Here is a 22,142-nt window from a genome sequence, read left to right on the forward strand (position 1 = left end):
TAGGCTTTCGGGCATGACGACGACCCCGGCCGGTTGGTACCCCGACCCTTACGGCTCCCCCCAGCTTCGTTGGTGGGACGGTTCGCAGTGGACCGATGCCACCCATCCGCTTGAGCAGCAGGCCGCGGCGACGGCTCCAGCCGATCCCGCGGCGGCGGCGCCCACGGCGGTGCAGCCGCTCCCCGGACCGTCGACGCCCCCGGCACCCACGACACCGTCGACGCCCTGGACCCAGCCGAGCGGCCCGCAGCCGCCGCAGCAGTGGGGTCCCGGCCCTGGCGGGCAGCCGCAGTGGGGGCAGCCGAACCCGACCTCCATGCTGCCGCAGCCGCAGTTCGGCGGGCCGCCGCCGAAGCAGAGCTCGCCGGCGCCGTGGATTCTGGGCGGGATCGCGATCGTGGTGGCGCTCGCCCTGATCGGCGGCGCGATCTTCGTGTTCGTGAACCGGGGGGCGGAGACGCCCGTCGCGCAGCCCAGCACGAGCGAGCCGGCGCTGCCGCCGGAGACCCAGCCCCAGGACCCGCCGAGCGAGGAGCCCTCGCCGCCGCCCAGCCAGCAGCCGCTCACCGAGCTGCCGCAGCCGAGCGGGGACCGGATCCAGGACCCGGTGGCCGGGTTGTCCTACCTGTTCCCCGGCGATCCGTGGACAGTGCCGAAGGCGGACAGCATCAACTCCCCGAGCAATCCCTCGATGCCGGTGTTCACCAGCGGCTACCAGGCGATCTCGCAGGAGAACTTCGACGGCAACGAGGGCAGCCACTGGGTGGGCTCGATCTACGCCGCGCGGTTGCCCGAGGTGTTCCCGTACAGCGGGCCGCAGGATCTGCGGAATGTGACCAGTGCGCTGCTCGTCGCGTACGAACCGATTTTTTACCGTCCGGCGCACGAGCGGAAGATCGTCAAGAATGAGGCGATCAAGGTGAGTGGGAAGGATGCTTGGATCGTCTCGTACGTGATGGATTTCACCGAGCAATCCAAGGCCAACGACTGGAAGTGGAAGACCGAACCGGGCGCGTTCGTGCTGGTGGATCAGGGTCCGGGGCAGCGGCCTTCGCTGTTTTACGCCTCGATTCCCGACAATCTCAACGTGTCCGTACTTGACCAGGTGCTGGACTCGCTCCAAGCGGGCTGACCACGCGCACTACTCTTAGGTCATGAACGACCTGCTGGTCTGGATCGACTGTGAGATGACCGGGCTCGACCTCGGCCGGGACGCGCTCGTCGAGGTGGCCTGCGTGGTCACCGACGGCGAGCTGAACCAGGTGGACGCCGGGGTGGATGTCGTGATCAAGCCGCCGCCGGAGGCGCTGGAGCAGATGTCGGAGGTCGTGCGCTCGATGCACACCGCCTCCGGGCTGCTGGAGGCGCTGGCCGAGGGGGTGACGCTGGCCGAGGCCGAGTCGATCGTGCTGGAGTACATCCGCGGGCACGTGGCCGAGCCGAAGAAGGCGCCGCTGTGCGGCAACTCGATCGCGACCGACCGCTCGTTCCTGGCTCGCGACATGCCGATCGTGGACGCCTTCCTGCACTACCGGATGATCGACGTCTCCTCCATCAAGGAGCTGGCCCGGCGCTGGTATCCGCGGGTCTACTTCGCCTCGCCCGAGAAGCAGGGCGGGCACCGGGCCCTGGCCGACATCACCGAGAGCATCCGGGAACTGCGGTACTACCGGGCCGCGGTCTTCGTGCCGCAGCCCGGTCCCGACTCGGCCACGGCGCGCGACGTGGCCGAGGCGATTACAAGTTCGTAGTTGGCATCTGAAACCGCTACACTCATCCTTGTACGCAGCGATCAAGCGGCGGACATGGTGGGTGTAGCTCAGCTGGCAGAGCGCCAGGTTGTGGTCCTGGATGTCGTGGGTTCAAGTCCCATCACTCACCCCAGCGAGAGAGGCCGGTCCCTATGGACCGGCCTTCCGCTTTCCCGCCTGCGGAACCGCCAACCGGGCAATTGCGCGCGAGTAGTCGGCCGACATCGCCCCAAAGGTCCGTATCGCGGGTTATGCTCGCACTCAACCGCTAGCCACAACCGCTACGCCGGACGCGCGGGGGCCTCGGCGCCTTGACTCTGCCCACGGAGGCCGGATGAGAGTCGATGACCGGACCGGAACGAGCCTCAGCAAGCGCGAAACCGAGGTCATGGACCTCATCGCCACCGGACACTCCAACGGCGAGATCGCCCAGCGGCTGTTCCTCAGTGAGAAGACCGTGAAGAACCACGTCAACCGGATCTACTCCAAGCTCGGCGTGGACTCCCGGGTCACCGCCATCGACCTCTGGCGTGCCGCGAACACCGCGGAGTAGGCGCATCAGGGCCGCAGCGCGGCGGCCAGGCGGCTGAGGCCGAAGTCCAGGTCCTCCGCGGCGACGTTGAGCGCCGGACGGAGCCGGACCGAGCGTTCGCCACACGGCAACATCAGGACGCCCTCGTTCTCGCGCAGTCTCCTGATCAGCTCGCCGCGATCGCCGGGCACATCGAAGGCGCACATCAGCCCCCGGCCCCGGGCGTGCTCGAGCAGGCCCTCGTCCTCCAGGCCGCGCAGCGCGCCGAGCAGCTTCTCGCCCAGGATCGTGGCGCGCGGGATCAGGCCGTCCCGCTCGATGATCTCCAGCAGCCGCCGGGATCGCACCATGTCCACCAGGTTGCCGCCCCAGGTGGAGTTGATCCGCCCGCTCACCTGGAACACGTTGTCCGGCACCAGGTCCACCCGCCGCCCGGCCATGATCCCGCCGACCTGCGTCTTCTTGGCGAACGCCACGATGTCCGGGGCCAGACCCAGCTGCTGGTACGCCCAGGGCGTCCCGGTCAGCCCGCCCCCCGTCTGCACCTCGTCCAGCACGAACAGCGCCTCGTGCCGGTGGCACAGCTCCTGCATGGCCTGGAGGAACCCGGGCCGCATGTGGTTGTCGCCGCCCTCGCCCTGGATCGGCTCGGCGATGAAGCAGGCGATGTCGTGGGGATGCCGCCGGAACGCCTCGGCCGCCTGGTCCAGCGCGCGCTCCTCGGCCCGCTCGACATTCCCGAAGTGGATCGCGGGGACATCGACGCGGGGCCAGCCGAACTTGGGGAACCGGTCGGTCTTCACGGGTTCGGTGTTGGTCAGCGAGAGGGTGTAGCCGCTGCGGCCATGGAAGGCGTGACTCAGATGCAGCACCTGGGTGCCGAGCCCGGGATGGCGGCCGTGCCCCTCGTTCCAGCGGCTCTTCCAGTCGAAGGCGCACTTCACGGCGTTCTCCACGGCGAGCGCGCCGCCTTCCACGAAGAACAGGTGCGGCAGCTCAGGATCGCCCAGCACCCGGATGAACGTCTCCACGAACCCGGCCAGCTCCTCGGTGTAGAGGTCGGAGTTGGCGGGTTTGTTGGCGGCCACCCGGCCCAGCCGGGCCAGGAACTCCGGCTCGTCGTCGAACGGGTTCATCCCCAGCGGCGCGGAGGCGAACGACGTGTAGAAGTCCAGATATTTCCTGCCGTCGCGGGCATCGACCAGCCAGGAGCCCTTGCTCCGCTCCAGATCGAGAACCAGCCGATACCCGTCGACCAGCAGGTACCGCCCCAGCCGCGCGTGCACGTCATCCATGTCGCCTCCTCATCGAGTCGTACGGACAACATGATTGCCTCACACACGGCTGGAAATGTGAATAGCTTCCTCCTATAGAGGTCCATTCCCGGATGTTCTTCACGCCGCCATGGGATGCGCGCGATGTCCGGGATGGTGCGTCACGTTCCGCGCCCGGAACGCCAGCACCAGCATCGCGGCGCCCAGCACGATGGCGAAGATCGCGATCAGCGCCACCAGCGCGATCGCGCCCGCGCCCGGCCAGAGCATCAGGATCAGGCCGAAGAGCGCCGCGAGCACGCCGTTCAGGAGCATGCTCCAGTCGCCCTCGACCTCCTTGCGCCGCATCACCGCGCCCACGATCTCGACGATGCCGGTGATGAGGAACCAGGCCCCGATCAGCCAGATCAGGGCCAGCGCGGTGATGCGCGGCCAGACCAGGACCGCGATGCCCGCGGCCAGGCTGACCAGGCCGGAGAGGATCAGCCAGCCGCGTTCCCCGCTGGGCCGGTCCCGGAACGCGCCCAGGATCGTGGTCGCTCCGTTGATCAGCGCGTACACGCCGAAGACGATGACCAGGGCCTTCAGGGTTATCGCGGGCCAGATCAGCGCGATGAGACCGAAGATGATCGCCAGTACGCCGCGTACGGCCAGCGTCCACCATCGTTCTGGCGCCATCTCCGTGCCCTTGGCCCCGGAGTGGATGTCGGTATTCCTATTGGCCATGACGCCACCTCCATCCCTAGTACGTGTCCACCAGGAGGCTGTCGCCAAGCCCTCATATCGCCCAAATTGGGGTCAATCATGACAAACTACAGCGCGTTGAGGAAGCGTGCCGCGACCGGGACCGCGGCGCCCGCGCCCGTGCCGCCGTTCTCGACGAAGACGGCGAACGCCAGATCGTCCTGGTAGCCCACGAACCACGCGTGGTCGGGCCGGCCCTGCCCGACCTCGGCGGTGCCGGTCTTCCCGGCCACCCCGGCGGGCAGCCCGCCGTTCATCGCGGTGCCCTCGGTGACCACGGCCGCCATCATCACGCGCAGCGCGGCCACCACGTCGGCGGGCAGCTCGCGCGGCATCGGCTGCGGGAGCTGGGCCGCGGGCAGCAGGTGCGGCGAGCGCCAGGTCCCGTTCTGCACGGCCGCCGCCATCGCCGCCATGCACAGCGGGCTGGCCTCCACCGTGCCCTGCCCGAAGGAGTCCTCCGCCATCGCGTCGTCGTTCCCCGGCGGCGTGAGCGACCCGCAGGTGCCGCCCGCGCCGGTGGCCAGGTCGCCGCCGAAGCCGAACCTGCCCGCCTCGGCGACCAGCGTGTCGGCGGTCAGGCGCTCCACCGCGAGCTGGGCGAACGTGGTGTTGCAGGACTGCGCGAACGCCTGCCGGAGGGAGAGCGTGCCGTGGTCCCTGCTCTGGTAGTTGAGAATCAACCGGCCGTTCGGGATCTGGTAGCGGGCCGGGCAGGCCACCTGGGTGTCGGTGGTCAGTCCGGCGCCGAGCACCGCCGCCGCGGTGACAATCTTGAAGGTGGAGCCGGGCGGGAACTTCTGCTGGAAGGCGCCCTTCCCGCCGAGCCGGTCGGCGACCGCGAGCACCTCGCCCGTGGACGGCCGGATGGCGACCAGGGCGGCCGGATTGGCCACGCCGTCCAGCGCCCGCGCGGCCGACATCTGGATGTAGCGGTCGATCGTGGTGGTGACCCGGGGCGCGGGCCCGTCGCCCTCCTCGCGGAGCAGCTCGATGGCCGGTTCCCCGGGGTTCTGGATCTCCGCGAGCCACCCCGCCTCCCCTGGGTGCGCCCCCACCATCAGATCCGCCACGTACGGCTCCGCCCCGCTGTCCAGCGGCAGCGGCTCGCCCTCCCGGGTCGCCAGCCGGGGCGCCTGGCCGGGGATCGGGCTGCGCACCACGTGGCCGCCGAACTGGAGGTCGGGGTGGATGACGTCGGGCAGCCAGTCCACCTTCCAGGAAGGACCGGACTTCAGCAGCCGGAGCACCGAGGGGTAGGTGATCTCCTCATCCCCCTTCAACTGCCACTTGCCGGTGAAGGGAAGTTCCACGCTGTTCGGGCCGGTCGGATTGACGCTGCCGGACGAGAGCACGATCGAGTCGGCGCCGACGGCGGTGCGGAACTCGCGGTGCAGGGTGGCGAACTCCGGGGGCACGTCGACCAGCAGTTCCGCCATGGCGTTCAGGTCGCCCTTGGCCCAGGCTTGCAGGTAGGCGGTGCCGACCTCTTCCGGGGTGTCCCCCTCCTCGTCCACCCGCGGGTCATCGGCGGGGACGCTGGCCTGGGCCGTGGGCGTGGCTACGGTATCGGTGGCACCGGGTTCGTTCCGGCCGCTCAGGATCAGGCCGGTCACGCCGGAGAGGAATATGGCGAGTGCCACCGAGATCAGGACGAGCAGCGGCCGCCTGCGCATACGGTTTCTCCTGGACGTTGGAGAGTGCACTCCTGGATATATCACGCATAGGAGACAGAATGGCGAAGGTTGTGAAGGAGCCCCTGCCGGGACGGTATCCGGTGAGTTACGGCGAGGTGGAACTCCTGCGCGACCTCGACCGGCCGTACGGGTGGGTCCTCTGCAGCGGCGGGGTGCCGCAGTCCTATGTGGATCTGGCCGATCCCACCTATCTGGACTTCGAGTATGTGCAGCTCATGGGTACGGTCATCGACATCCTGCCAGGTGGGCCGCTGGATGTCGTGCACGTGGGCGGCGGGGCGTTCACGCTGCCCCGGTATGTGGCGGCCACCCGGCCGGGGTCCCGGCAGATCGTGATCGAACCGGATGAAGGGCTTGTTCAGCTGGTTCGCGACCAGCTCGGGCTCAGGTCCGTACCGCGCCTGAAGGTGCGGATCACCGACGGGCGGCGGGGCGCGACCGGGATCGAGGACGCGTTCGCCGACCTGGTCGTGCTGGACGCGTTCACCGGCGCGATCATGCCGGTGGAGCTGGCCACGGCCGAGTATCTGGCCGACATCGCGCGGATCCTGCGGCCGGGCGGCACGCTGCTGGTCAACGCCGCCGACGGCAAGGGCCTGATGTTCGCGCGGCGGCTGGTGGCCACGCTGCGCCGCGCGTTCCGGCACGTGCTGCTGCTGGCCGAGCCGGGCGTGCTGCGCGGGCGCAGGTTCGGCAACCTGATCCTGGTCGGGTCGGCCCGCGAGCTGCCGGTGGACCGGCTGGTGCGCAGTGCGGCGGGCGGCCTCACCCAGGCCCGCTGCGTGCACGGCGAGGACCTGACCAACTTCATCGCCGGAGCCGCGCCGATCAGGGACGGCGAACCGGTGGTCGCCCCCGTGCCGCCCCCGGACGTCTTCGGCTATTAATTAGAAAGTCGTGATCTGGACGGCCGCAGCGGTGGGTCGCCTGGTCGGCGGCTATGCGGCTGGCTATGGGACGGGTTTCTGATTAACAAGAACCGCCCTGTTCGGCCACGATCCGGTCGATGTGCCCGGCCAGCTGGTAGTCCCGGTCGGTGAGCCCGCCGGTGTCGTGCGTGGTGAGCGCGAAATGGACCGTACGCCACCGGATGTCGATGTCCGGATGGTGGTTCATGCGTTCCGCCTCCACCGCCACGGCGGTCACGATGCCGATCGCGGTCGGGAAGTCGGGGGCGGTGACCGTGCGGCGCAGCGTGTTGCCGTCCCTCGTCCAGGAGGGCGGCTCGGGCTCATTTTCCATGGCCCGAGCCTAACCATCCCCGGCTCAGAACATCGGAGCGCCACTCCCCGGCGCGGGCGCGGTCTTCGCCCGGGACCGGCGGGCCATGGACATGACCCCGCGCACCATGTGGGTGGCGTGGGTCTGCTGCCGGGTCGCGATCGACTCGGCCAGGATCGGCTCCAGCTCCGGCATCAGCCGGGGTAGCTGGGTGACACTCCACTCGTGCCACCGGGAGAACTCGGTGCCGCCGCTGTCGCTGTCCTCGCCCCGGTAGGCCATCATGACCGGACAGTGATCGTTGGCGTAACCGAGCCAGGACTCGATCGCCGAATTGAACCGTTCCACACGTGAGACGGCCGCGTAGAACCAGCCGTCATCCCCCAGGTAATCCTCATCGCCGGACCTGGCCGGGTAGGCCCTGGCCAGCGCACCGTGCAGAAACAACCCACTCGCGACGACCAGCTGGCGCCCCTCGGACCAGTCGATCGTGTCCTGGAGCGGTCCAGGACAGCTCGATTCGATGGCCGTGCGCTGGTAACTCGAGGGTTCTCGCTCGAAACGCACGTGGACCTCGGCCCACATGTAGTACTTGGCTTCGCCTGCCCCGAAGAAGGGGAAGGGAAATTCGTTCATCTGATCTCCCAGAAGGCGGGATCGGTGACATCACGGTGTCAGGTCCCCGAACTCCTAGCATCCGTAGTATTACGGGACTTTACCGAGAAGCCAGCAAAGCCGGGACAGCTAAATCGCGAAGCGCGTATAGTGGCCTGCGTCCGAAAGGGTCTACCGCCGGGCCGGCGGGATGTGATGCCTGTGGAGACCATGTAAGACCGAGTGAGGCAAACCCGATCCCGGCGATCGTCCGTGAAACAGGAAAACTCACCCGCGAGAGTGGGAATCCTCGGCCTCCAGGCCGCGGAGGAGGTCAATGGGTCCCGTGTTCGTCGGACGTGTCGCGGAGTTGATAGCGCTCGCTGAGGCGGCTGAGCGTGGCGGTCTTGCCGAGGTGGTCGGGGAGCCTGGGATCGGCAAGACCCGGCTGCTCACCGAGTTCGCCCGGCGCGCGGAGAAGCGCGGCCTGACCGTGCGCCGCGGCCGGGCCACCGAGTACGAGCGGGAGATGCCCTACCGCGCCTTCGAGGAGGCGTTCGATCCGTTCCCGACCGGTGACCGGCTGGTGCTCGCCCGGGAGGTGCGGGCCCAGCTCGCGGCGGCCGCCCCCGCCGTGCTGATCCTGGACGACCTGCACTGGGCCGACCCCGGCTCGATCGAGCTGCTCGCCTACCTGCTGCGCCGCCCGCTCCCCTCCGAGCGGGTGCTGCTGGTCTGCGCCTACCGCGACCGGCAGGGCGGCGTACGGCTCCCGGCCGCGCTGGCCGAAGCCGGGCCCGCCGCCGTGCCGCACACCCGGATCGAGGTCCCGCCGCTGGCCCTGGCCGACGCGGAGGCCCTGATCGGCAACCGCCCCGGGCTCCGCGCCCTCTACGCCGAGAGCGGCGGCAATCCCCTCTACCTGGAGGCCCTGGCCGGCCAGGAGGACCGCGGCTCCGGCCACCGCCACGACCTCACCGGCCTGCTGCTCGGCGAGATCGCCCTGCTGTCGGCCACCGAGCTGCTGGTGGCCCAGTCGGCCGCGGTCCTCGGCGACGAGTTCACCCCCGACGACGTCGCCATGGTGCTGGACTCCCCGCACACCGAGGCCCTCGGCCGGCTGGCCGCGCGCGACCTGATCCGCCCGGACGGCAACGGCAGGTTCCGCTTCCGGCATCCCCTGCTCCGCCGCCTGATCTACGAGAAGGCCGACCCCGCCTGGCGGATGAGCGCCCACCGGGTGGCCGCCCGCGAGCTCACCCTGCTCCGCGCGCCGGTCCGCGAGGTGGCGCACCACGTCTCCCGTACGGCCAGCAGGCACGACCCCGGCGACCTGAAGACGCTGATGGAGGCCGCCAGGGAGGCCATCATGGTCGCCCCAGCCGCGGCCATCGACTGGCTGACGGCCGCCCTGCCCCTGGTCGGGGACCTCACCGATCCCGCGTCTGTGGAGCTGCGCGTGCTGCTGGCCCGGGCGTACACCTTCGACGGGCAGCTGGAGGCGGCCAGGGCCGCCATGCACGAGCTGCTGCCGCACCTGCCGGTGGGCACCCGCGGCGAGGTGGTGGCCGCCTGCGCGGTGGTGGAACGGCTGCTCGGCCGCTACCAGGAGTCGGCCTCGCTGCTGGCCGCCGAGGTCGGGCAGGGCGGCAAGGGCGCCTGGCTGCACCGCGAGCTCGCCACCCTGCGGCTGCAGATGGGCGACGTCGCCGGCGCGCTGTCGGAGGTGGCCGAGGCGATCGCCGCCGCGGACGCCCCCGAGGAGGAGGCGGCGGCGCACTCCCTGCTGGCCTTCACCGCCGCCTACGAGGGCAATCCGCAGGCCTCCGGCGAGGCGATCGCCGAAGCCCGGGCGCTGGCCGACGGCCTCAGCGACGCCGAGGTCATGCGCGAGCTCACCTGCCTGAGCCGGCTGGCCTGGGCCGAGCTCTTCATGGAGCTGCACGCCGACGCGGAACGGCACGCCCGCCGCGCGCTCGCGCTGGCCCGGCCGCTCGGCCGCAGCGGCATCCTGGCCGACGTGCTCACCGCCGCCGCCCAGATCTGCGGCCGCACCGGCCGCCTGACCGAGGCCATCACGTTCGGCCAGGAGGCCGAGGACGTCGCCCACCAGTCCGGCAGCCCCACCCTGCTCGCGCTGGTCCAGGCCATCCACGCCGAGGCCCTCTCCTTCGTGGACCTGGGCCGGGCCGTGCACCTGGCCACCCGGGCCGGGGAGTCGGTGGCCGGGGTCGACGGCTGGTGGTCGGCCACCACCGTGTGCCTGTCCGCCCAGGTCCTGCTGGTCGCGGGGGAACCCGACCGGGCCCGCTGGATGCTGCTGGGCATCGGCGGCGGGGTCGGCATGCCGCAGTGCCAGCCCGGTTACCGGCCGATGTGGCTGGAGTCGCTCACCCAGGCCGCGCTCGGCTGCGACGAGATCGCCTGGGCCAGCGCCGCCGCAAGCGCGGCCATGGCCGCCGCCGACGCCCTCACGCTGCCCGCGCAGCGGGCCTTCGCGCTGCGCGCCCAGGCCTGCGTCCGCCTGGCCGAAGGCGACCAGCGCACCGCGGAAGCCCTCGCCGAGCAGGCGATCGGCCTGTTCAGCGACGTCAACATGCGCCCGCATGTAGCGCGCACCCTGCTGATGACGGCGGGCGCCCGCACCGACGCCCACCACGCGCTGGCCACCGCCAAGAACATCGCGCTGGACATCGGGGCCACCGTGCTGGTGGAGGAGGCCGAGCGGGAGCAGCGCCGCCTGGCCGCCCGGGCGCCGCGCCGGGGCGAGCTGCTGACCCGGCGGGAGCGCCAGATCGCCGAGCTGGCGATGACCGGCATGACCAGCAAGGAGATCGCGACCAAGCTGCTGCTCAGCAGCCGCACGGTGGACGACCACCTGGCCCGCGTCTACCGCAAGCTGGGCGTCTCCTCCCGGGCGGCCCTGGCCGGGGTGCTGCTGAGCTGAGCTACTTGCCCACTGCTACTTGCCCACGCCCGCGGTGAGACCGGACTGGATCTGGCGCTGGAAGATGACGTACACGATCAGGATGGGGATGATGGCCATGCTCAGCGCCGCGAACAGGGCGGCCCAGTCGGCTTCGTAGCCCGCGCTGGTGGAGATGTTGGCGATGCCCTGGGTGATCAGCCAGAGGTCCTGCTTGTCGCCGGGGAGCAGCACGATGGGGAGCAGGTACTGGTTCCACTGGCCGATCACGTTGAAGATCGTGATGCTGATCAGGCCGGGCTTGGCCATCGGCATCATGATCTGGAAGAACGTGCGGGTGTGCGAGGCGCCGTCCATCACGGCGGCCTCGGCGACCGTGTCCGGGAGCGCCTTGAAGAAGGCCGCCAGGAAGAAGACCGTGAACGGCAGCGAGAACGCCACGTACACCAGCACGACGCCGACGTGGGTGCCGAGCAGCCCCAGGTTCTGGACCACCTTGTACAGCGAGGAGAGCGCCAGGAACGGGGGGATGGACAGGCCTGACACGAACAGCAGGTAGATCAGGCGGTTGCCGGCGAACCGGTAGCGGGCCAGGACGTACGCCGCCATCGAGCCCAGCAGCATGGTGAAAAACGTGGAGATGGCCACCACGATCACGGTGTTGATCATGTATTGGCCGATGTTGGACTTCTCCCAGGCCCGGCCCCAGGCGTCCCAGTGGAAGTTGGCCGGCAGCGCCAGCGACTTCCCGCCGAACAGCTCGGTGTTGGTCTTGAACGAGCTGAGGAAGGTGTAGACGATCGGGGCGACCGTGAGGATCGTCCAGATGAACAGCGCGAGGTGCGACAGCCCCCCGAAGACGCCGGGGCCCTGGCGTCTGGTCCCGAGGCGCCTGGTCCCCGGGTTTCTGGTCCCGGAGCTTCTGGTCACGGTGCGAGTGGCCATGATCTAGTACTCGATCCTCTCGCGCCGGGTCACCCGGAGGGTGAGCGCCGCGAACGTCAGCACCAGGAAGACCAGGGCGACGCCCATCGCGGACGAATAGCCGAACTTGTAGTACGTGAAGGCCTGCCGCCAGATCTCCAGCGGCAGCACCGTCGTGGCGTTGTCCGGCCCACCGCGGTCCACCGAGAGCACCTGGACCAGGGCGAAGCAGTCGAACGCGGCGATGCCCAGATAGACCCAGCCGACCTGCACGGTGTTCCAGATCAGCGGGATGGTGACCCGGAAGAACAGGATGAACCGGCCCGCGCCGTCCAGCGCGGCGGCCTCGAAGATCTCCTTCGGCACCGAGGCCATGCCCGCCGAGAACAGCACCACGTAGAAGCCGACCGCCTGCCAGACCGCCACCCCGATGATGGTCCACAGCGCCAGGTTCGGGTCGATCAGCCAGCCCACCGGGTCGATCCCGATCAGGCCGAGCGCGCTGTTGAGGATGCCGTCCTTGTCCGGCCGCAGGATCGCCTGGAACAGCACGCCCACGATGGCGACCGCCAGCACCTGCGGGAAGAAGAAGACGACCTTGTAGAAGCCCGAGCCCCAGACCCCCGCCATGCGCCCGTTCCGCTGCCCGCCGCCCAGGTTCAGGAGGAAGGAGAAGAACAGGGCGATGATCAGGGACACGAGCGGCATGGCAAGCAGGATGACCCCGTGGTGCCGGACCGCCGCCCAGAACACCTCGTCGTCGAAGAGCTTCGTGAAGTTCTCGAACCCGACATACTCGAACGTCGGCGAGATTCCCCGCGAGTTCGTGAACGCCAGCTGGATGGCCTGCAGGTTCGGGCTGACGAAGAAGACGATGTAGAGCACCAGCGGCGCGATGAGGAACGAGAAGATAAAGCCGTACCTGCGCAGCGCCGAGGGCGTCAGCTTGCCATGCCGCATCGGATCACACGTTCCGGGTCTGCTTGGTGATCGAGGAGTCGTTCTTGGTCTTGTCCGCGGCCTCCTGCATCTTGGTCGCGAACTCCTCGGCCGAGATGCGCCCGAACATCAGCGCGTTGGTCTGCTTGCGTAGCTCGGTCTCCAGCTCCTTGTACCAGCCTTCGAACGTGGAGAAGGTGACCACGTTCTGGCCGGCCGCGGTCTGCATGTCGGCGACGCTCTGCAGGCCCGGCGAGAGGGTCAGGCCCTCGGTGGCGCCGATGACCACGGTGAGGCTCTTGGTGCGCTCGGTGAAGTCCTTGGCGCCCTGCTTGGACAGCATCTGGCGCAGGTACTCCAGGCCGCCCTGCGCGTTCTTGCCCTTGGCCGGGACGACGAAGCCCTCGGCCGCGGCGGCGCGGACCGCCTCGTACGGCATCTTGTCGGCCGCGGTGACGCTGGGCGTCGGGGCGACCGCGTACTTGAACTCGGCCGGGGTGTCCTTGGCCTGCTCGGCCTCCAGCCACGAACCCGACGGGTAAAGCGCGATCTTGCCCTGGTTCTGCTGGGTCTGCACCTCGGTATGGATCAGTCCCTCGTAGGACTTGTCCATGTATTTGCCGATTTCGGCCCACGCCGCCGCGGACTGCTTGATCGCGTCGTTGTTCCAGGCTCCGTCGACCAGGTTGTCGATGTTGAGCAGGATCTCGTTGCCACCGATCTTGGCGGCCGAGATGAGGATCATCCAGTACGCGTAGTACGAGGCGTTCTTGCCCGCGTACGCGAACGGCACGATGTCCTTGGCCTTGGCCGCCTCGGCGAAGGTCTTGAACTCCTCGAACGTCTTCGGCGGGGTCCAGCCCTCTTTCGCGAACAGCGCCGAGTCGTACCAGAGGCCGTAGGCGGTGTAGACGTAGTTCAGCGTGTACGGCTTGGCGGGGTCGCCGCCGAGGCCGGATTCGATGGTGCCGGGGACGATGATGTCCTTGACCTTCTTGGCCGGGTCGTCGACCGAGGGGGCCTCGAACAGCGGCGTCAGGTCCAGCAGCTGGCCGGCGCCGATCAGGGCGCCGCCGTCCAGGGCGTCGGTGCCGGAGTTGTTCACCACGTCGGGCACGTCGCCGGAGGCGAAGCGCGGGGTCAGGGTCTGACCGATGGTCTGGATGCCCTGGTGCTTGATCGTGGCGTTCGGGAACGCCTTCTTGTACAACGGCTCGTGCGACTGGGTGGCGTACTCGTCGCTGTACCCACCCTTGAAGATCACGACCTCAAGCGGAGCGTCGGCCTTGACCCCGAACGGGTTGCTGGCGGACACGGCGGCGGCGGTGGACGCGGCGGTCGTGGGGGCCGCCTCCGAGCCACCGGAGGTGGCGCACGAGCTCAGCAGACCGGCGGCGGGGCCGGCCACGAGGGCAGTGAGGCCGACGCGACGCAACATCTGGCGGCGCGTGATCTCGCGGGGCGTGTTGGTCATGCAACTCTCCTGGCGGGGATCAATTAGGAAAGTTTCCTAAACGTTTGAGGAACGTACGGCTAGCTCGCGAAGGCGTCAAGACTTCGGGATCGGTCTAGACCAACCCGTAACCCGACTGCGATGAATCCGCACAGTCCACGCACTCCTTTCCGCCGTTTTGCCTGGTTATGCCTACTTATAAACGTAGGATGACCGGAGGATGGTTTGCCGTCTTGGAGGTGTGTTGAGTCCACCATAACGGTAACTGGTATAGACCGGCTGGTGTTATATCGGACAATTGCCTAGATTGACCGGCATGTTGGAGTTACGACGAGATCTGTGCAGGTACGGCCGCCGCGCCGTCGAACTCGGCCTCGTCATCGGGACCTCGGGCAACCTGAGCGCCCGTTCCGGAGACCTCGTCGCGGTGACCCCCTCCGGCGTGGCCCTGGACGCGCTCCAGCCCGGCGACTGCCCCATCGTCTCCCTGGACGGCCACCTCGTCGAGGGCGACCTCCAGCCGTCCTCGGAAACCCCCATGCACCTGGCGGTCTACGCCGCCACCGGGACGACCGCGATCGTCCACACCCACGCCATGTTCACCACGGTCGTCGCCAGCACCCTGACCGAACTCCCGCCCATCCACTACAACGCCCTGCTCCTCGGCGGCCCCATCCGGGTAGCCCCCTACGCCACCTACGGCACCCCCGAACTAGCCGAAAACGTCCGCGCCGCCCTAGAAGGCCGGAAAGCCGCCCTCATGGCCAACCACGGCGGCATGACCATCGGCACCACCCTCACCGACGCCTTCGACTCCACCCGCCTCCTCGAATGGCTCTGCGAGCTCTACGTCCGCTCGTTGACCATCGGCAAACCCACCATCCTGACCGACGACCAACTAACGGACGTGATCAACCGCGCCCTGAACCCACCAACATTCCCTCGCAGGAACTAGCAATCCCCACCGACGCCGCAGCCCCTCTTTGGCGCCGGTGCGGCGAGAAGCATCACCTGCGTAAACGGCGCCGGATAACGGCGCGTAACCCGGATGCCCTCAGGAACCCAGCGCCGCCATCCTCGCCAATCCGAGCGGCAGCCCTCCGCTCCCGGCGAGCACATCATGAAATGTCCGCAGATCGCCGCCGAAGTCCGCCCGGATGTTCTCGATCTCGATCGCGCCCGTCAGGTAGGACGGCGCCTGCGTCGGCCACGCGCAGTAGCGGTTGACCTCACCCTTGGCCGTCCCCGACGACAGTGACGCCTTCGTTGACATGAACGTTTCGGCCTCTTCGACGGTCATCTCGCCACAGTGCAACGCGGTGTCCACCACGATCCGCGCCGCCCGGAAGATCCGGCAGTCCAGATGCGCCAACTCGGTCTGCGGCGTCGTGAAATACCCCTGCTCGTGCATCATGCGTTCCACATACAGCGCCCACCCCTCCGCGAAATACGGCGTCCGGAAGACCTTCCGTACCCGCCGGGGATTCCCCGCCATCCAGGCCAGATGCCAGTGATGCCCCGGATAGGTCTCATGCACGGCGATCGACGGGATCTGCGCGCGCGAGTTGGTGCGCAGGCGTTGCCGTACCTGCTCGGCGGAGAAGCCGTCCGGCGTGTACGGCACGAAGAACACCCCCGTGCGGGACGGCGTCAGCGGCGGCGGCGCCAGGTAGCTGGCCACGGCCAGGATCGGGCGCTGGAACTCCGGCGAGGGCAGCACGAAACACTCCTCCCCGTCCGGGAAGGTCACCAGCTCGTGATCACGGACGAAGTCGCGCGCCCGCATGGTCTCGGCCTCGTACTCCTCCCGCATCGCCTCCAGAGTCGGCGGATGGTCGTCCATCAGGGACTCCATCGCGGCACGCCAGTCATCCGCGCCCAACCGGCGCGCGACCTCGCCCATCCGCAGATCCAGCGCGGCCCACTCGGCCTTGCCCTTCTCGTGCAGCTCGGCGGAGCCGTACCCGAGCAGCTCGCGCTCGCGCAGCAGCGTCGAGTAGAGCTCTTCGCCCATCCGCCAGCTGCCGCCCGCCTTGAACCCCGCCAGGAAGTCGGCCAGCTCGTCGAACGCGGCGGCCGCGGGTTCCGCCGCCTCCGCCAGGCGCGCCCGGAGCGTGGGATCCTCGACCACGCCGGGGATCGTTTCGGTGAGGAAACGCCGGGCCGTACGAGCCTGGTCCAGACCCCGCGTGACGAGCAGTTCGGCGGCGAGATCCGGATCGAGGTTGGCCCGGCAGGCGGCGAGCACGTCCGGCACCTCGGCCAGCCGGGACAGCGCCGCCTTCACCAGCTCCGCCTCCGGCCGCAGCCGCTGCTGGAACGGCGTGTACAGCGACCCGAACACGGTCCCCAGGTAGGGCGCGGGATCGCGCCGCCAGTCCGGCCAGCGCGCGCTCGCGACCGTCCCCCGCAGGTACGACAGCGCCAGCTCGTGATCGATGCGATCGTCCAGATCGGCCGGAACCACCCCTTCCAGCCGTTCCAGCCAGAGCTCCGCCGCGCGCTCCCGCCGGGCGAACCCCTCTTCGGTAAAGTCCCCAAGGGTCCGGTCGTACCCATCCGCCCCGAGCAGATCCGCCCGGACCGGATGCTGATCGAGGTACCAGTCAACGAACTCATCCAGCAGCGTCATGCCGTGACCCTACATTTCCCCGCCCGCACGGACATCCGTCACACTGTTCCCGTAAGCGCGGCCCTAAATAGGAGCAATTCGGTGCCCCTGCAGATGACCGGCGCCCCCAGCGACCCCGACCTGATCCGGCTCCCCTGGGACATTCCGCTGGAGGACTGGCCCGAACACCACCTGGTGGCCCTCCCCCGGGGCATCTCCCGGCACGTGGTCCGCTTCGCCCGCCTGGCCGGCCGCGTCTACGCGATCAAGGAGATCAGCGAGCGCTACGCCAAACGCGAATACAAGCTCCTGTGGGACCTGGCCCGCCTGGACGCCCCCGCCGTCGAACCCGTCGCCGTCGTCACCGGCCGCACCGACGCCGACGGCCAGCCCCTCGACTCCGCGCTGATCACCCGCCACCTCCAGTTCTCCCTGCCCTACCGCGCCGTCCTGTCCGGCACCCTCCGCCCGGAAACCCTGACCCGCCTGCTCGACGCCCTCACCGTCCTGCTGGTACGGCTCCATCTGACCGGTTTCTACTGGGGCGACTGCTCCCTCTCCAACACCCTGTTCCGCCGCGACGCGGGCGCCTTCGCCGCCTACCTCGTCGACGCCGAAACCGGCGAACTCCACCCGATGATCAGCGAGGGCCAGCGCCACCACGACATCGACGTCGCCCACATCAACATCTACGGCGAGCTCCTCGACCTGGAGGCCGGCGGCCTGCTCCACCCCTCCATCGACCCGCTCCTGTTCGCCGAGCAGATCGTCGAGCGTTACCACCGCCTCTGGGGCGAGCTCAACTCCGACGAGATCATCGAGGAGGTCGACTGGCACATCGTCGAGCAGCGCATCCGCCGCCTCAACTCCCTCGGCTTCGACGTCGCCGAGATGATGGTCCGCCGCAAAGCCGGCACCGGCCGCCTCATCGTCCGCCCCAAGGTCGTCGACGCCGGCCACCACCAGCGCCGCCTGCTCCGCCTCACCGGCCTCGACGTCGAAGAGAACCAGGCCCGCCGCCTCCTCAACGACCTCGACTCCTTCCGCGCCGCCAACGACCTCCGCCACGAGGACGAGGCCATCGTCGCCCACCGCTGGCTCGCCGAGGTCTTCCACCCGGTCGTCAGCGCCGTCCCCGCCCCTCTCCGCCGCAAACTCGAACAAGCCCAGCTCTTCCACGAGGTCCTCGACCACCGCTGGTACATGTCCGAAGCCGCCGGCAAGGACGTCGGCCTCCCCGCGGCGGTCGCCTCCTACGTAAAAACCGTCCTAGTCCACAAACCCGACGAAAAAGCCATCATCACGGACCTGGAGGAGACCCTGTACTAATTGGTTTCCAGAGTGGCCAGATAGGTTGCCGCGGCGGCGATGTCGTCTTCGCCGAAAACCCGGATGCCGTTGGCGGTCAGCAGCGCGGCGGTGACACCCTGTCCCGTGGTCGCGTGTCCGGCGAAGGTGCCGTCATAGATCTTCAGCGGGCCGCACGAGGGGCTTCCCTCTTTGAGGATGGCGAGTCGTACGCCATGACGATGGGCCGCGGCGAGCGCCGCGTGGGCTCCGGCCACGAACTCGTCGGTCACGTCCGTGCCGTCGGCGCGCCGGACGTGGGCCGTGCCTGCGAGGACGGCGTCGCCGCCCGCGCCGCGTTCGATTTCGGCGGGCGGGCGGGGCACCGGCAGGCCGCCGGCCACCTCCGGGCAGAACGAGACCAGCCTGCCCTCCGTGCGCCAAGCTGCGAGCAGGGCATCTTCGCTGGTCTTGGCCTTGCCGTCGAAGCGTACGCGGCTGCCGAGCAGGCACGCGCTGACCAGTATCCGATGCATAGTCCTATTCTCCCAGGCGCCCGCATTGAGATGAGCAATCCTCACAAATCCCCTCCGAATATGCTTTTCCTTCTATCCGGGGGAGCAATCCTTACTCATGATTATCAATCCTTCCGCCTGGTATCAGGCGTCCCATAGATCCATGTAGTTGATATTCCGGGATTTCTCTACTCTTGGCCGGGTTGTCAGGCGGGAGGAGAGTCACGGGTGATCACAATTGAGGACTGTCTCGTCGAGGCGATGTCCATTCCCGGGGCGCTCGGCGCGATCCTCGTGGACCACGCGAGCGAGACCGCCGTCGCCACCCGGGGCAGGTCCGACCCGGAACGCTCGGCGAGCGGGCTGAGCGAGGCCTTTCGCGCCATCCAGACCGGCCTGGCCCTCTCCTCCCCCACTGGAACGGTCCGGATCGACGACGTGATCATCACCACCGATCAGGGGTACCAGCTGATCAGGCCGATGGACACGCCCGTCGACGGGCCGTTGCTGATCTGCGTGCAACTTGATCTGAACCGGGCCAATCTGGGCCTGGCACGACATCGGCTGCAGAGCATCTCGCGCCAGCTGATCGCCTCGTGACGCATGGGCGACAGCATCGAGGCGACGCTGACCAGCCTGGCCGGCGACGGCGCGACGGGCGCTCTGCGGGCGGGGCGGGCCGGGACGATCTACCTGCACGAGGGACGGGTCTGCCTGGTGGAGTGCCAGGGCACGCCGAGCGTGGAGGAGTTGCTGACCACGTCCGGGCGGATCAGCGCCAACGGGGTCAGGACCACCCGGCAGGCCGCGGCCGGGGACGGCGGCGACATGCTGGTCAGGCGTGGCGTGCTGACCCGAGGAGAGCTTCAGCTCTGCGTGCTCGGAGCGACCCTGGACGCGTCGTTCTTCCTGTTCGGCATGGCCGGGCCGAAGCTCAGGTTCAAGGACGGGGACCGGCACTGGCTGGGCACGTACTGGTACTTCGACGTGCCGGCGCTGCTGCTGGAGTGCCGCCGGAGGAGGGCCAGATTGGACCGGGCCTGGCCATCGGCCGAGCTGGACGGCAAGCCGGTGCGGCCGGTGCGGCGGATCGGCTCCAAACATGTGGTGGTGTCGTCGGCCCAGTGGGAGATCCTGCTGGCCGCCGACGGCGAGAGCACCCCCGCCGAGCTGGCCAAGAAGATCGGCCTGTCCGCGTACGCGACGCTGGTGGCCGTCCGCGAACTCGCCGCCGCGGATCTCCTCGTACGGCCCGAGCCCGCCACGAAACCCGAACCGAAACCCGAACTGCCGCGCCGCACCGACCGGTCGGGGCTGCGCCCAGGGCTGGGCGCGCAGTCGCACACGATCACGCCGCAGACCACGGGAGACCCGACGGACGTGAATCTGCTCATCAGGCTGCGTGACGCGCTGGAGGCCCTCCAGTGATCGCGCGCCCGTGGCTCACGGCGGCAAGGGCCTGTTCCTCTATCTGGCCCTGGACCGGGCCAGGGCCAATCTGGCCATGGCCCGGCACAGCCTGCGTGCCATCGAGGACAAGCTCGACATCTAACCGACCCGCCCGGTCAGCTCGGTGATCGCGGCCACGATCTCCGGCCAGAGCGGCCGGGGCAGATCGTGACCCATGCCCGGATAGGTGAGGAGTTTGGCGCCGGGGATGGCGTCGGCGGTGGCCACGCCCCCCGGCGGGGTGATCAGCGGATCCTCGTCCCCGTGGATGACCAGCGCGGGCACGTTCAGCTCGCGCAGCCCCTCGGTCCGGTCCGGCGCGCACGTGATCGCGATGAGCTGCCGGGTCGAACCCTTCGGGTCGTAACAGCGGTCGTAGCTGACGCCCGCGACGCGCGCGATCCGGTCCGGCTCGCTCGGATATCCGGGCGAGCCGATCACCTGGAACACCTCGAGCGCGCGCTGGATCGCCTCGTCCCGGTTCCTGGCGGGCGGGCCCAGCAGCGCGGCCATGGCCGCGTCGGTGGCGGGCGCGAGCGCGGTGGCGGGCGTGGACATGATCGAGGTGAGGCTGCGCACCCGCTCCGGCGCGGTGATGGCCAGCGTCTGCGCGATCATCCCGCCCATCGAGACGCCGACCACGTGCGCGCTCGCCCACCCCAGCGTGTCCATCAGCCCGGCCGTGTCCGCGGCCATGTCCTCCAGCGTGTACGGCACCGCCGACGCGTCCCCGCCCAGCGCCGCCATCAGATCGGCCGGCCCGTCGACATGGGTGGACAGCCCGATGTCCCGGTTGTCGAATCGCGCGACCTGGTGCCCCTCGGCCACCAGCAGCTCGATGAACTCCTCGTCCCAGGCCACCATCTGCATGCCCAGACCCATGATGAGCAGCAGCGGGCGGCCGGTCCCGAAGACCTCGTACTCGATGTCGATCCCGTGCACGGTGGTTCGCATGGCAACAGAATTCCATTCTGTTTCTATGCCGGGCAAGTCATACGCTCACCGATTCCTTCTGCAGCACTGCCGTGACCCGCTGGATGACGTCGGTGGGAGACGGCGACCCGGTCAGCCGCAGCAGCTCCTGACCCCCGTTCAGGAGCAGCACGGTCGGCACCGACTCGACCCCGAAATACTGGGCCGCGCTCGGCGACTGCTCGATGTCGATGGCGGCCCCGGCCAGCTCGCCTCGGTATTCGGCGAGGATCCGGTCGATTACCGGCCGCAGGCGCTCGCAGGCCAGCGAGTCGGGGGCGCTGAAGTCGACCAGCACCGGCGCCGGGCCGCCGAGCAGCGCGTGCAGCTCGTGGGGCTGGGTGATCAGGGGGCGCTGCGGCGCGGTGAGCGGGCCTGGGTCGTAGTCGGCCAGCATCCTGGCGTACGCGTCGGCGTGTTCCGGGGCGGCGTACAGGCCGTTGACGGCGAGACCGGCGAACAGGAAGCGGGCGCACGCGGCCCTCGGCACCCGGTCCAGGTCGATCTCGCACAGCGGCGGGGCGAGGCTGAGCACGGCGTCCGCGTCCACGGCGCCGGCCAGCGACAGCACCCGCAGGCTGCGGGTGCGGCCCAGCCGCCGCAGCTGGCCCGGATCGAGCCGCAGCCCGCCGAGCCGCAGGTAGCCCAGGTCCGGCGGCGTCACCAGCGCCCCCAGGCCGGACCCGGTGATCCCGTCCCCGGTCACGGCCAGCACCGCGAGCGGGAGTTCGGCGACCCGCCAGAACACCTGGTCGCTGAGGGCCCGCCCGCGCAACCTGACCGTGAGCAGCGGCGAATCGGGGAAGGCGATGTCGCCGGTCATCCGGTCGGAGCGCAGGTTGAGCGTCTCCAGGCGGCGCAGCGACCGCAGCGCGACCAGGCCGTCGTCGGTGAAGTCCCCGCTCAGGCTGAGGTCGCGCAACCCTTCCATGCGGGCCACGATCCGCAGGTCCTCATCGCGTACGTTGTCCAGGTCGAGGCCGTCCATGTCCGGCACCTCGGCCAGCCGCGCGGGGCCGTCGGCCACGTACGTGATCTCGACGTGCCCCGGCACGTCCACCGTGCCGATCGGGTCGAACTCACCCGAGAGCTGATCGGCGGGCAGGTCGTCGAGGATCAGATAGCGGATGACGCCCGGAAGGCATTCATCCGGAAAACGGACAGTTCTGTCTATACCAGTGCCACGAAGTTTCCCCATGATCGGTTGGATGCCCAGGTCGATGACCAGGACAAACGCCAGGCAAGATGATTTA

At 69.1% G+C, this 22,142-nt stretch carries 21 protein-coding genes and 1 tRNA gene; 10 read left to right on the plus strand and 12 right to left on the minus strand.

The genetic code is table 11. The features are described from left to right. Positions 1-13: 13 nt before the first annotated feature. The 4 genes from ABGB08_RS19395 to ABGB08_RS19410 all read left to right on the plus strand — a co-directional run bounded on the left by ABGB08_RS19395 (position 14) and on the right by ABGB08_RS19410 (position 2,304). A complete protein-coding gene (locus tag ABGB08_RS19395; protein WP_347592162.1) occupies positions 14-1,132 on the plus strand; it encodes a DUF2510 domain-containing protein in 1,119 nt (372 codons plus the stop codon). 22 nt (positions 1,133-1,154) lie between these two features. Then, positions 1,155-1,751, plus strand: coding sequence for an oligoribonuclease (gene orn, locus ABGB08_RS19400; RefSeq protein ID WP_155345685.1), 597 nt, complete (start codon positions 1,155-1,157; stop codon positions 1,749-1,751). 57 nt (positions 1,752-1,808) lie between these two features. Further along, a tRNA-His gene (locus ABGB08_RS19405) sits at positions 1,809-1,884 on the plus strand. Positions 1,885-2,085: 201 nt separating this feature from the next. Beyond that, positions 2,086-2,304 carry a response regulator transcription factor gene (locus ABGB08_RS19410; RefSeq protein WP_155345686.1) on the plus strand — a complete coding sequence of 73 codons (219 nt, stop codon included), beginning with the start codon at positions 2,086-2,088 and terminating at the stop codon, positions 2,302-2,304. A 5-nt stretch (positions 2,305-2,309) separates the two neighbouring features. On the opposite strand, the gene lat is transcribed toward ABGB08_RS19410, so the two are convergent. From lat to ABGB08_RS19425, 3 genes are all read right to left on the minus strand, one after another. Further along, on the minus strand, positions 2,310-3,578 hold the full coding sequence (lat, locus tag ABGB08_RS19415; RefSeq protein WP_347592165.1) for an L-lysine 6-transaminase: 1,269 nt from the start codon (positions 3,576-3,578) through the stop codon (positions 2,310-2,312). Between the two features lie 99 nt (positions 3,579-3,677). Then, positions 3,678-4,283 carry an HdeD family acid-resistance protein gene (locus ABGB08_RS19420; protein ID WP_347592167.1) on the minus strand — a complete coding sequence of 202 codons (606 nt, stop codon included), beginning with the start codon at positions 4,281-4,283 and terminating at the stop codon, positions 3,678-3,680. A gap of 86 nt (positions 4,284-4,369) precedes the next feature. Beyond that, positions 4,370-5,977: a penicillin-binding transpeptidase domain-containing protein gene (locus ABGB08_RS19425; protein WP_347592169.1), complete on the minus strand. Its 1,608-nt coding sequence runs from the start codon at positions 5,975-5,977 to the stop codon at positions 4,370-4,372. Between the two features lie 59 nt (positions 5,978-6,036). Here ABGB08_RS19425 and ABGB08_RS19430 point away from each other — a divergent pair, with 59 nt between their 5' ends. Continuing rightward, entirely contained in the window at positions 6,037-6,885 is an 849-nt protein-coding gene (locus tag ABGB08_RS19430) for a fused MFS/spermidine synthase (RefSeq protein WP_347592171.1), read from the plus strand. 82 nt (positions 6,886-6,967) lie between these two features. Here the strand turns inward: ABGB08_RS19430 and ABGB08_RS19435 are convergent, their stop codons facing one another. Continuing rightward, positions 6,968-7,240 carry a 4a-hydroxytetrahydrobiopterin dehydratase gene (locus ABGB08_RS19435; RefSeq protein ID WP_155358767.1) on the minus strand — a complete coding sequence of 91 codons (273 nt, stop codon included), beginning with the start codon at positions 7,238-7,240 and terminating at the stop codon, positions 6,968-6,970. Positions 7,241-7,264: 24 nt separating this feature from the next. After that, on the minus strand, positions 7,265-7,855 hold the full coding sequence (locus ABGB08_RS19440) for a hypothetical protein (protein ID WP_347592173.1): 591 nt from the start codon (positions 7,853-7,855) through the stop codon (positions 7,265-7,267). Between the two features lie 295 nt (positions 7,856-8,150). Here ABGB08_RS19440 and ABGB08_RS19445 point away from each other — a divergent pair, with 295 nt between their 5' ends. Further along, entirely contained in the window at positions 8,151-10,760 is a 2,610-nt protein-coding gene (locus ABGB08_RS19445) for a LuxR C-terminal-related transcriptional regulator (RefSeq protein WP_347592175.1), read from the plus strand. Positions 10,761-10,775: 15 nt separating this feature from the next. Here the strand turns inward: ABGB08_RS19445 and ABGB08_RS19450 are convergent, their stop codons facing one another. The 3 genes from ABGB08_RS19450 to ngcE are packed head-to-tail and all read right to left on the minus strand — an operon-like array spanning position 10,776 to position 14,076. Continuing rightward, positions 10,776-11,684 carry a carbohydrate ABC transporter permease gene (locus ABGB08_RS19450; RefSeq protein ID WP_155358769.1) on the minus strand — a complete coding sequence of 303 codons (909 nt, stop codon included), beginning with the start codon at positions 11,682-11,684 and terminating at the stop codon, positions 10,776-10,778. Positions 11,685-11,687: 3 nt separating this feature from the next. Then, positions 11,688-12,623 carry a sugar ABC transporter permease gene (locus tag ABGB08_RS19455; protein WP_347592177.1) on the minus strand — a complete coding sequence of 312 codons (936 nt, stop codon included), beginning with the start codon at positions 12,621-12,623 and terminating at the stop codon, positions 11,688-11,690. Between the two features lie 4 nt (positions 12,624-12,627). Next, complete coding sequence (ngcE, locus tag ABGB08_RS19460) at positions 12,628-14,076, minus strand: N-acetylglucosamine/diacetylchitobiose ABC transporter substrate-binding protein (RefSeq protein WP_347592179.1); 1,449 nt, start codon at positions 14,074-14,076, stop codon at positions 12,628-12,630. 295 nt (positions 14,077-14,371) lie between these two features. Here ngcE and ABGB08_RS19465 point away from each other — a divergent pair, with 295 nt between their 5' ends. After that, positions 14,372-15,010, plus strand: coding sequence for a class II aldolase/adducin family protein (locus ABGB08_RS19465; protein WP_347592181.1), 639 nt, complete (start codon positions 14,372-14,374; stop codon positions 15,008-15,010). Between the two features lie 99 nt (positions 15,011-15,109). Here the strand turns inward: ABGB08_RS19465 and ABGB08_RS19470 are convergent, their stop codons facing one another. Next, the gene (locus tag ABGB08_RS19470) at positions 15,110-16,687 is read right to left on the minus strand and encodes a DUF885 domain-containing protein (RefSeq protein ID WP_347592183.1); all 1,578 of its coding nucleotides are present in this window, start codon (positions 16,685-16,687) and stop codon (positions 15,110-15,112) included. An 81-nt stretch (positions 16,688-16,768) separates the two neighbouring features. Here ABGB08_RS19470 and ABGB08_RS19475 point away from each other — a divergent pair, with 81 nt between their 5' ends. Further along, positions 16,769-17,995 carry a DUF4032 domain-containing protein gene (locus tag ABGB08_RS19475; protein ID WP_347592185.1) on the plus strand — a complete coding sequence of 409 codons (1,227 nt, stop codon included), beginning with the start codon at positions 16,769-16,771 and terminating at the stop codon, positions 17,993-17,995. Here ABGB08_RS19475 and ABGB08_RS19480 read toward each other — a convergent pair. Then, positions 17,992-18,489, minus strand: coding sequence for a DUF523 domain-containing protein (locus ABGB08_RS19480; protein WP_347592187.1), 498 nt, complete (start codon positions 18,487-18,489; stop codon positions 17,992-17,994). The two genes, ABGB08_RS19475 and ABGB08_RS19480, sit on opposite strands and share 4 nt — an antisense overlap. A gap of 207 nt (positions 18,490-18,696) precedes the next feature. Here ABGB08_RS19480 and ABGB08_RS19485 point away from each other — a divergent pair, with 207 nt between their 5' ends. Both ABGB08_RS19485 and ABGB08_RS19490 read left to right on the plus strand, forming a co-directional pair. Then, the gene (locus ABGB08_RS19485) at positions 18,697-19,068 is read left to right on the plus strand and encodes a roadblock/LC7 domain-containing protein (RefSeq protein WP_347592189.1); all 372 of its coding nucleotides are present in this window, start codon (positions 18,697-18,699) and stop codon (positions 19,066-19,068) included. Positions 19,069-19,071: 3 nt separating this feature from the next. Next, a complete protein-coding gene (locus ABGB08_RS19490) occupies positions 19,072-19,896 on the plus strand; it encodes a helix-turn-helix domain-containing protein (protein WP_347592191.1) in 825 nt (274 codons plus the stop codon). Positions 19,897-20,016: 120 nt separating this feature from the next. On the opposite strand, the gene ABGB08_RS19495 is transcribed toward ABGB08_RS19490, so the two are convergent. Next, positions 20,017-20,871: an alpha/beta hydrolase gene (locus tag ABGB08_RS19495; RefSeq protein WP_347592193.1), complete on the minus strand. Its 855-nt coding sequence runs from the start codon at positions 20,869-20,871 to the stop codon at positions 20,017-20,019. 37 nt (positions 20,872-20,908) lie between these two features. Beyond that, positions 20,909-22,087: a thioredoxin domain-containing protein gene (locus tag ABGB08_RS19500; protein ID WP_347592195.1), complete on the minus strand. Its 1,179-nt coding sequence runs from the start codon at positions 22,085-22,087 to the stop codon at positions 20,909-20,911. Positions 22,088-22,142 lie beyond the last annotated feature (55 nt).

This window comes from Acrocarpospora sp. B8E8 (assembly GCF_039871605.1).
GTDB lineage: Bacteria > Actinomycetota > Actinomycetes > Streptosporangiales > Streptosporangiaceae > Acrocarpospora > Acrocarpospora macrocephala.

Bases quoted from the DNA above. Each gene is read 5' to 3' on its own strand.
- ABGB08_RS19395 (WP_347592162.1), top strand. From the start codon at position 14: ATGACGACGACCCCGGCCGGTTGGTACCCCGACCCTTACGGCTCCCCC.
- orn (WP_155345685.1), top strand. From the start codon at position 1,155: ATGAACGACCTGCTGGTCTGGATCGACTGTGAGATGACCGGGCTCGAC.
- ABGB08_RS19410 (WP_155345686.1), top strand. From the start codon at position 2,086: ATGAGAGTCGATGACCGGACCGGAACGAGCCTCAGCAAGCGCGAAACC.
- lat (WP_347592165.1), bottom strand. From the start codon at position 3,578: ATGGATGACGTGCACGCGCGGCTGGGGCGGTACCTGCTGGTCGACGGG.
- ABGB08_RS19420 (WP_347592167.1), bottom strand. From the start codon at position 4,283: ATGGCCAATAGGAATACCGACATCCACTCCGGGGCCAAGGGCACGGAG.
- ABGB08_RS19425 (WP_347592169.1), bottom strand. From the start codon at position 5,977: ATGCGCAGGCGGCCGCTGCTCGTCCTGATCTCGGTGGCACTCGCCATA.
- ABGB08_RS19430 (WP_347592171.1), top strand. From the start codon at position 6,037: ATGGCGAAGGTTGTGAAGGAGCCCCTGCCGGGACGGTATCCGGTGAGT.
- ABGB08_RS19435 (WP_155358767.1), bottom strand. From the start codon at position 7,240: ATGGAAAATGAGCCCGAGCCGCCCTCCTGGACGAGGGACGGCAACACG.
- ABGB08_RS19440 (WP_347592173.1), bottom strand. From the start codon at position 7,855: ATGAACGAATTTCCCTTCCCCTTCTTCGGGGCAGGCGAAGCCAAGTAC.
- ABGB08_RS19445 (WP_347592175.1), top strand. From the start codon at position 8,151: ATGGGTCCCGTGTTCGTCGGACGTGTCGCGGAGTTGATAGCGCTCGCT.
- ABGB08_RS19450 (WP_155358769.1), bottom strand. From the start codon at position 11,684: ATGGCCACTCGCACCGTGACCAGAAGCTCCGGGACCAGAAACCCGGGG.
- ABGB08_RS19455 (WP_347592177.1), bottom strand. From the start codon at position 12,623: ATGCGGCATGGCAAGCTGACGCCCTCGGCGCTGCGCAGGTACGGCTTT.
- ngcE (WP_347592179.1), bottom strand. From the start codon at position 14,076: ATGACCAACACGCCCCGCGAGATCACGCGCCGCCAGATGTTGCGTCGC.
- ABGB08_RS19465 (WP_347592181.1), top strand. From the start codon at position 14,372: ATGTTGGAGTTACGACGAGATCTGTGCAGGTACGGCCGCCGCGCCGTC.
- ABGB08_RS19470 (WP_347592183.1), bottom strand. From the start codon at position 16,687: ATGACGCTGCTGGATGAGTTCGTTGACTGGTACCTCGATCAGCATCCG.
- ABGB08_RS19480 (WP_347592187.1), bottom strand. From the start codon at position 18,489: ATGCATCGGATACTGGTCAGCGCGTGCCTGCTCGGCAGCCGCGTACGC.
- ABGB08_RS19490 (WP_347592191.1), top strand. From the start codon at position 19,072: ATGGGCGACAGCATCGAGGCGACGCTGACCAGCCTGGCCGGCGACGGC.
- ABGB08_RS19495 (WP_347592193.1), bottom strand. From the start codon at position 20,871: ATGCGAACCACCGTGCACGGGATCGACATCGAGTACGAGGTCTTCGGG.
- ABGB08_RS19500 (WP_347592195.1), bottom strand. From the start codon at position 22,087: ATGGGGAAACTTCGTGGCACTGGTATAGACAGAACTGTCCGTTTTCCG.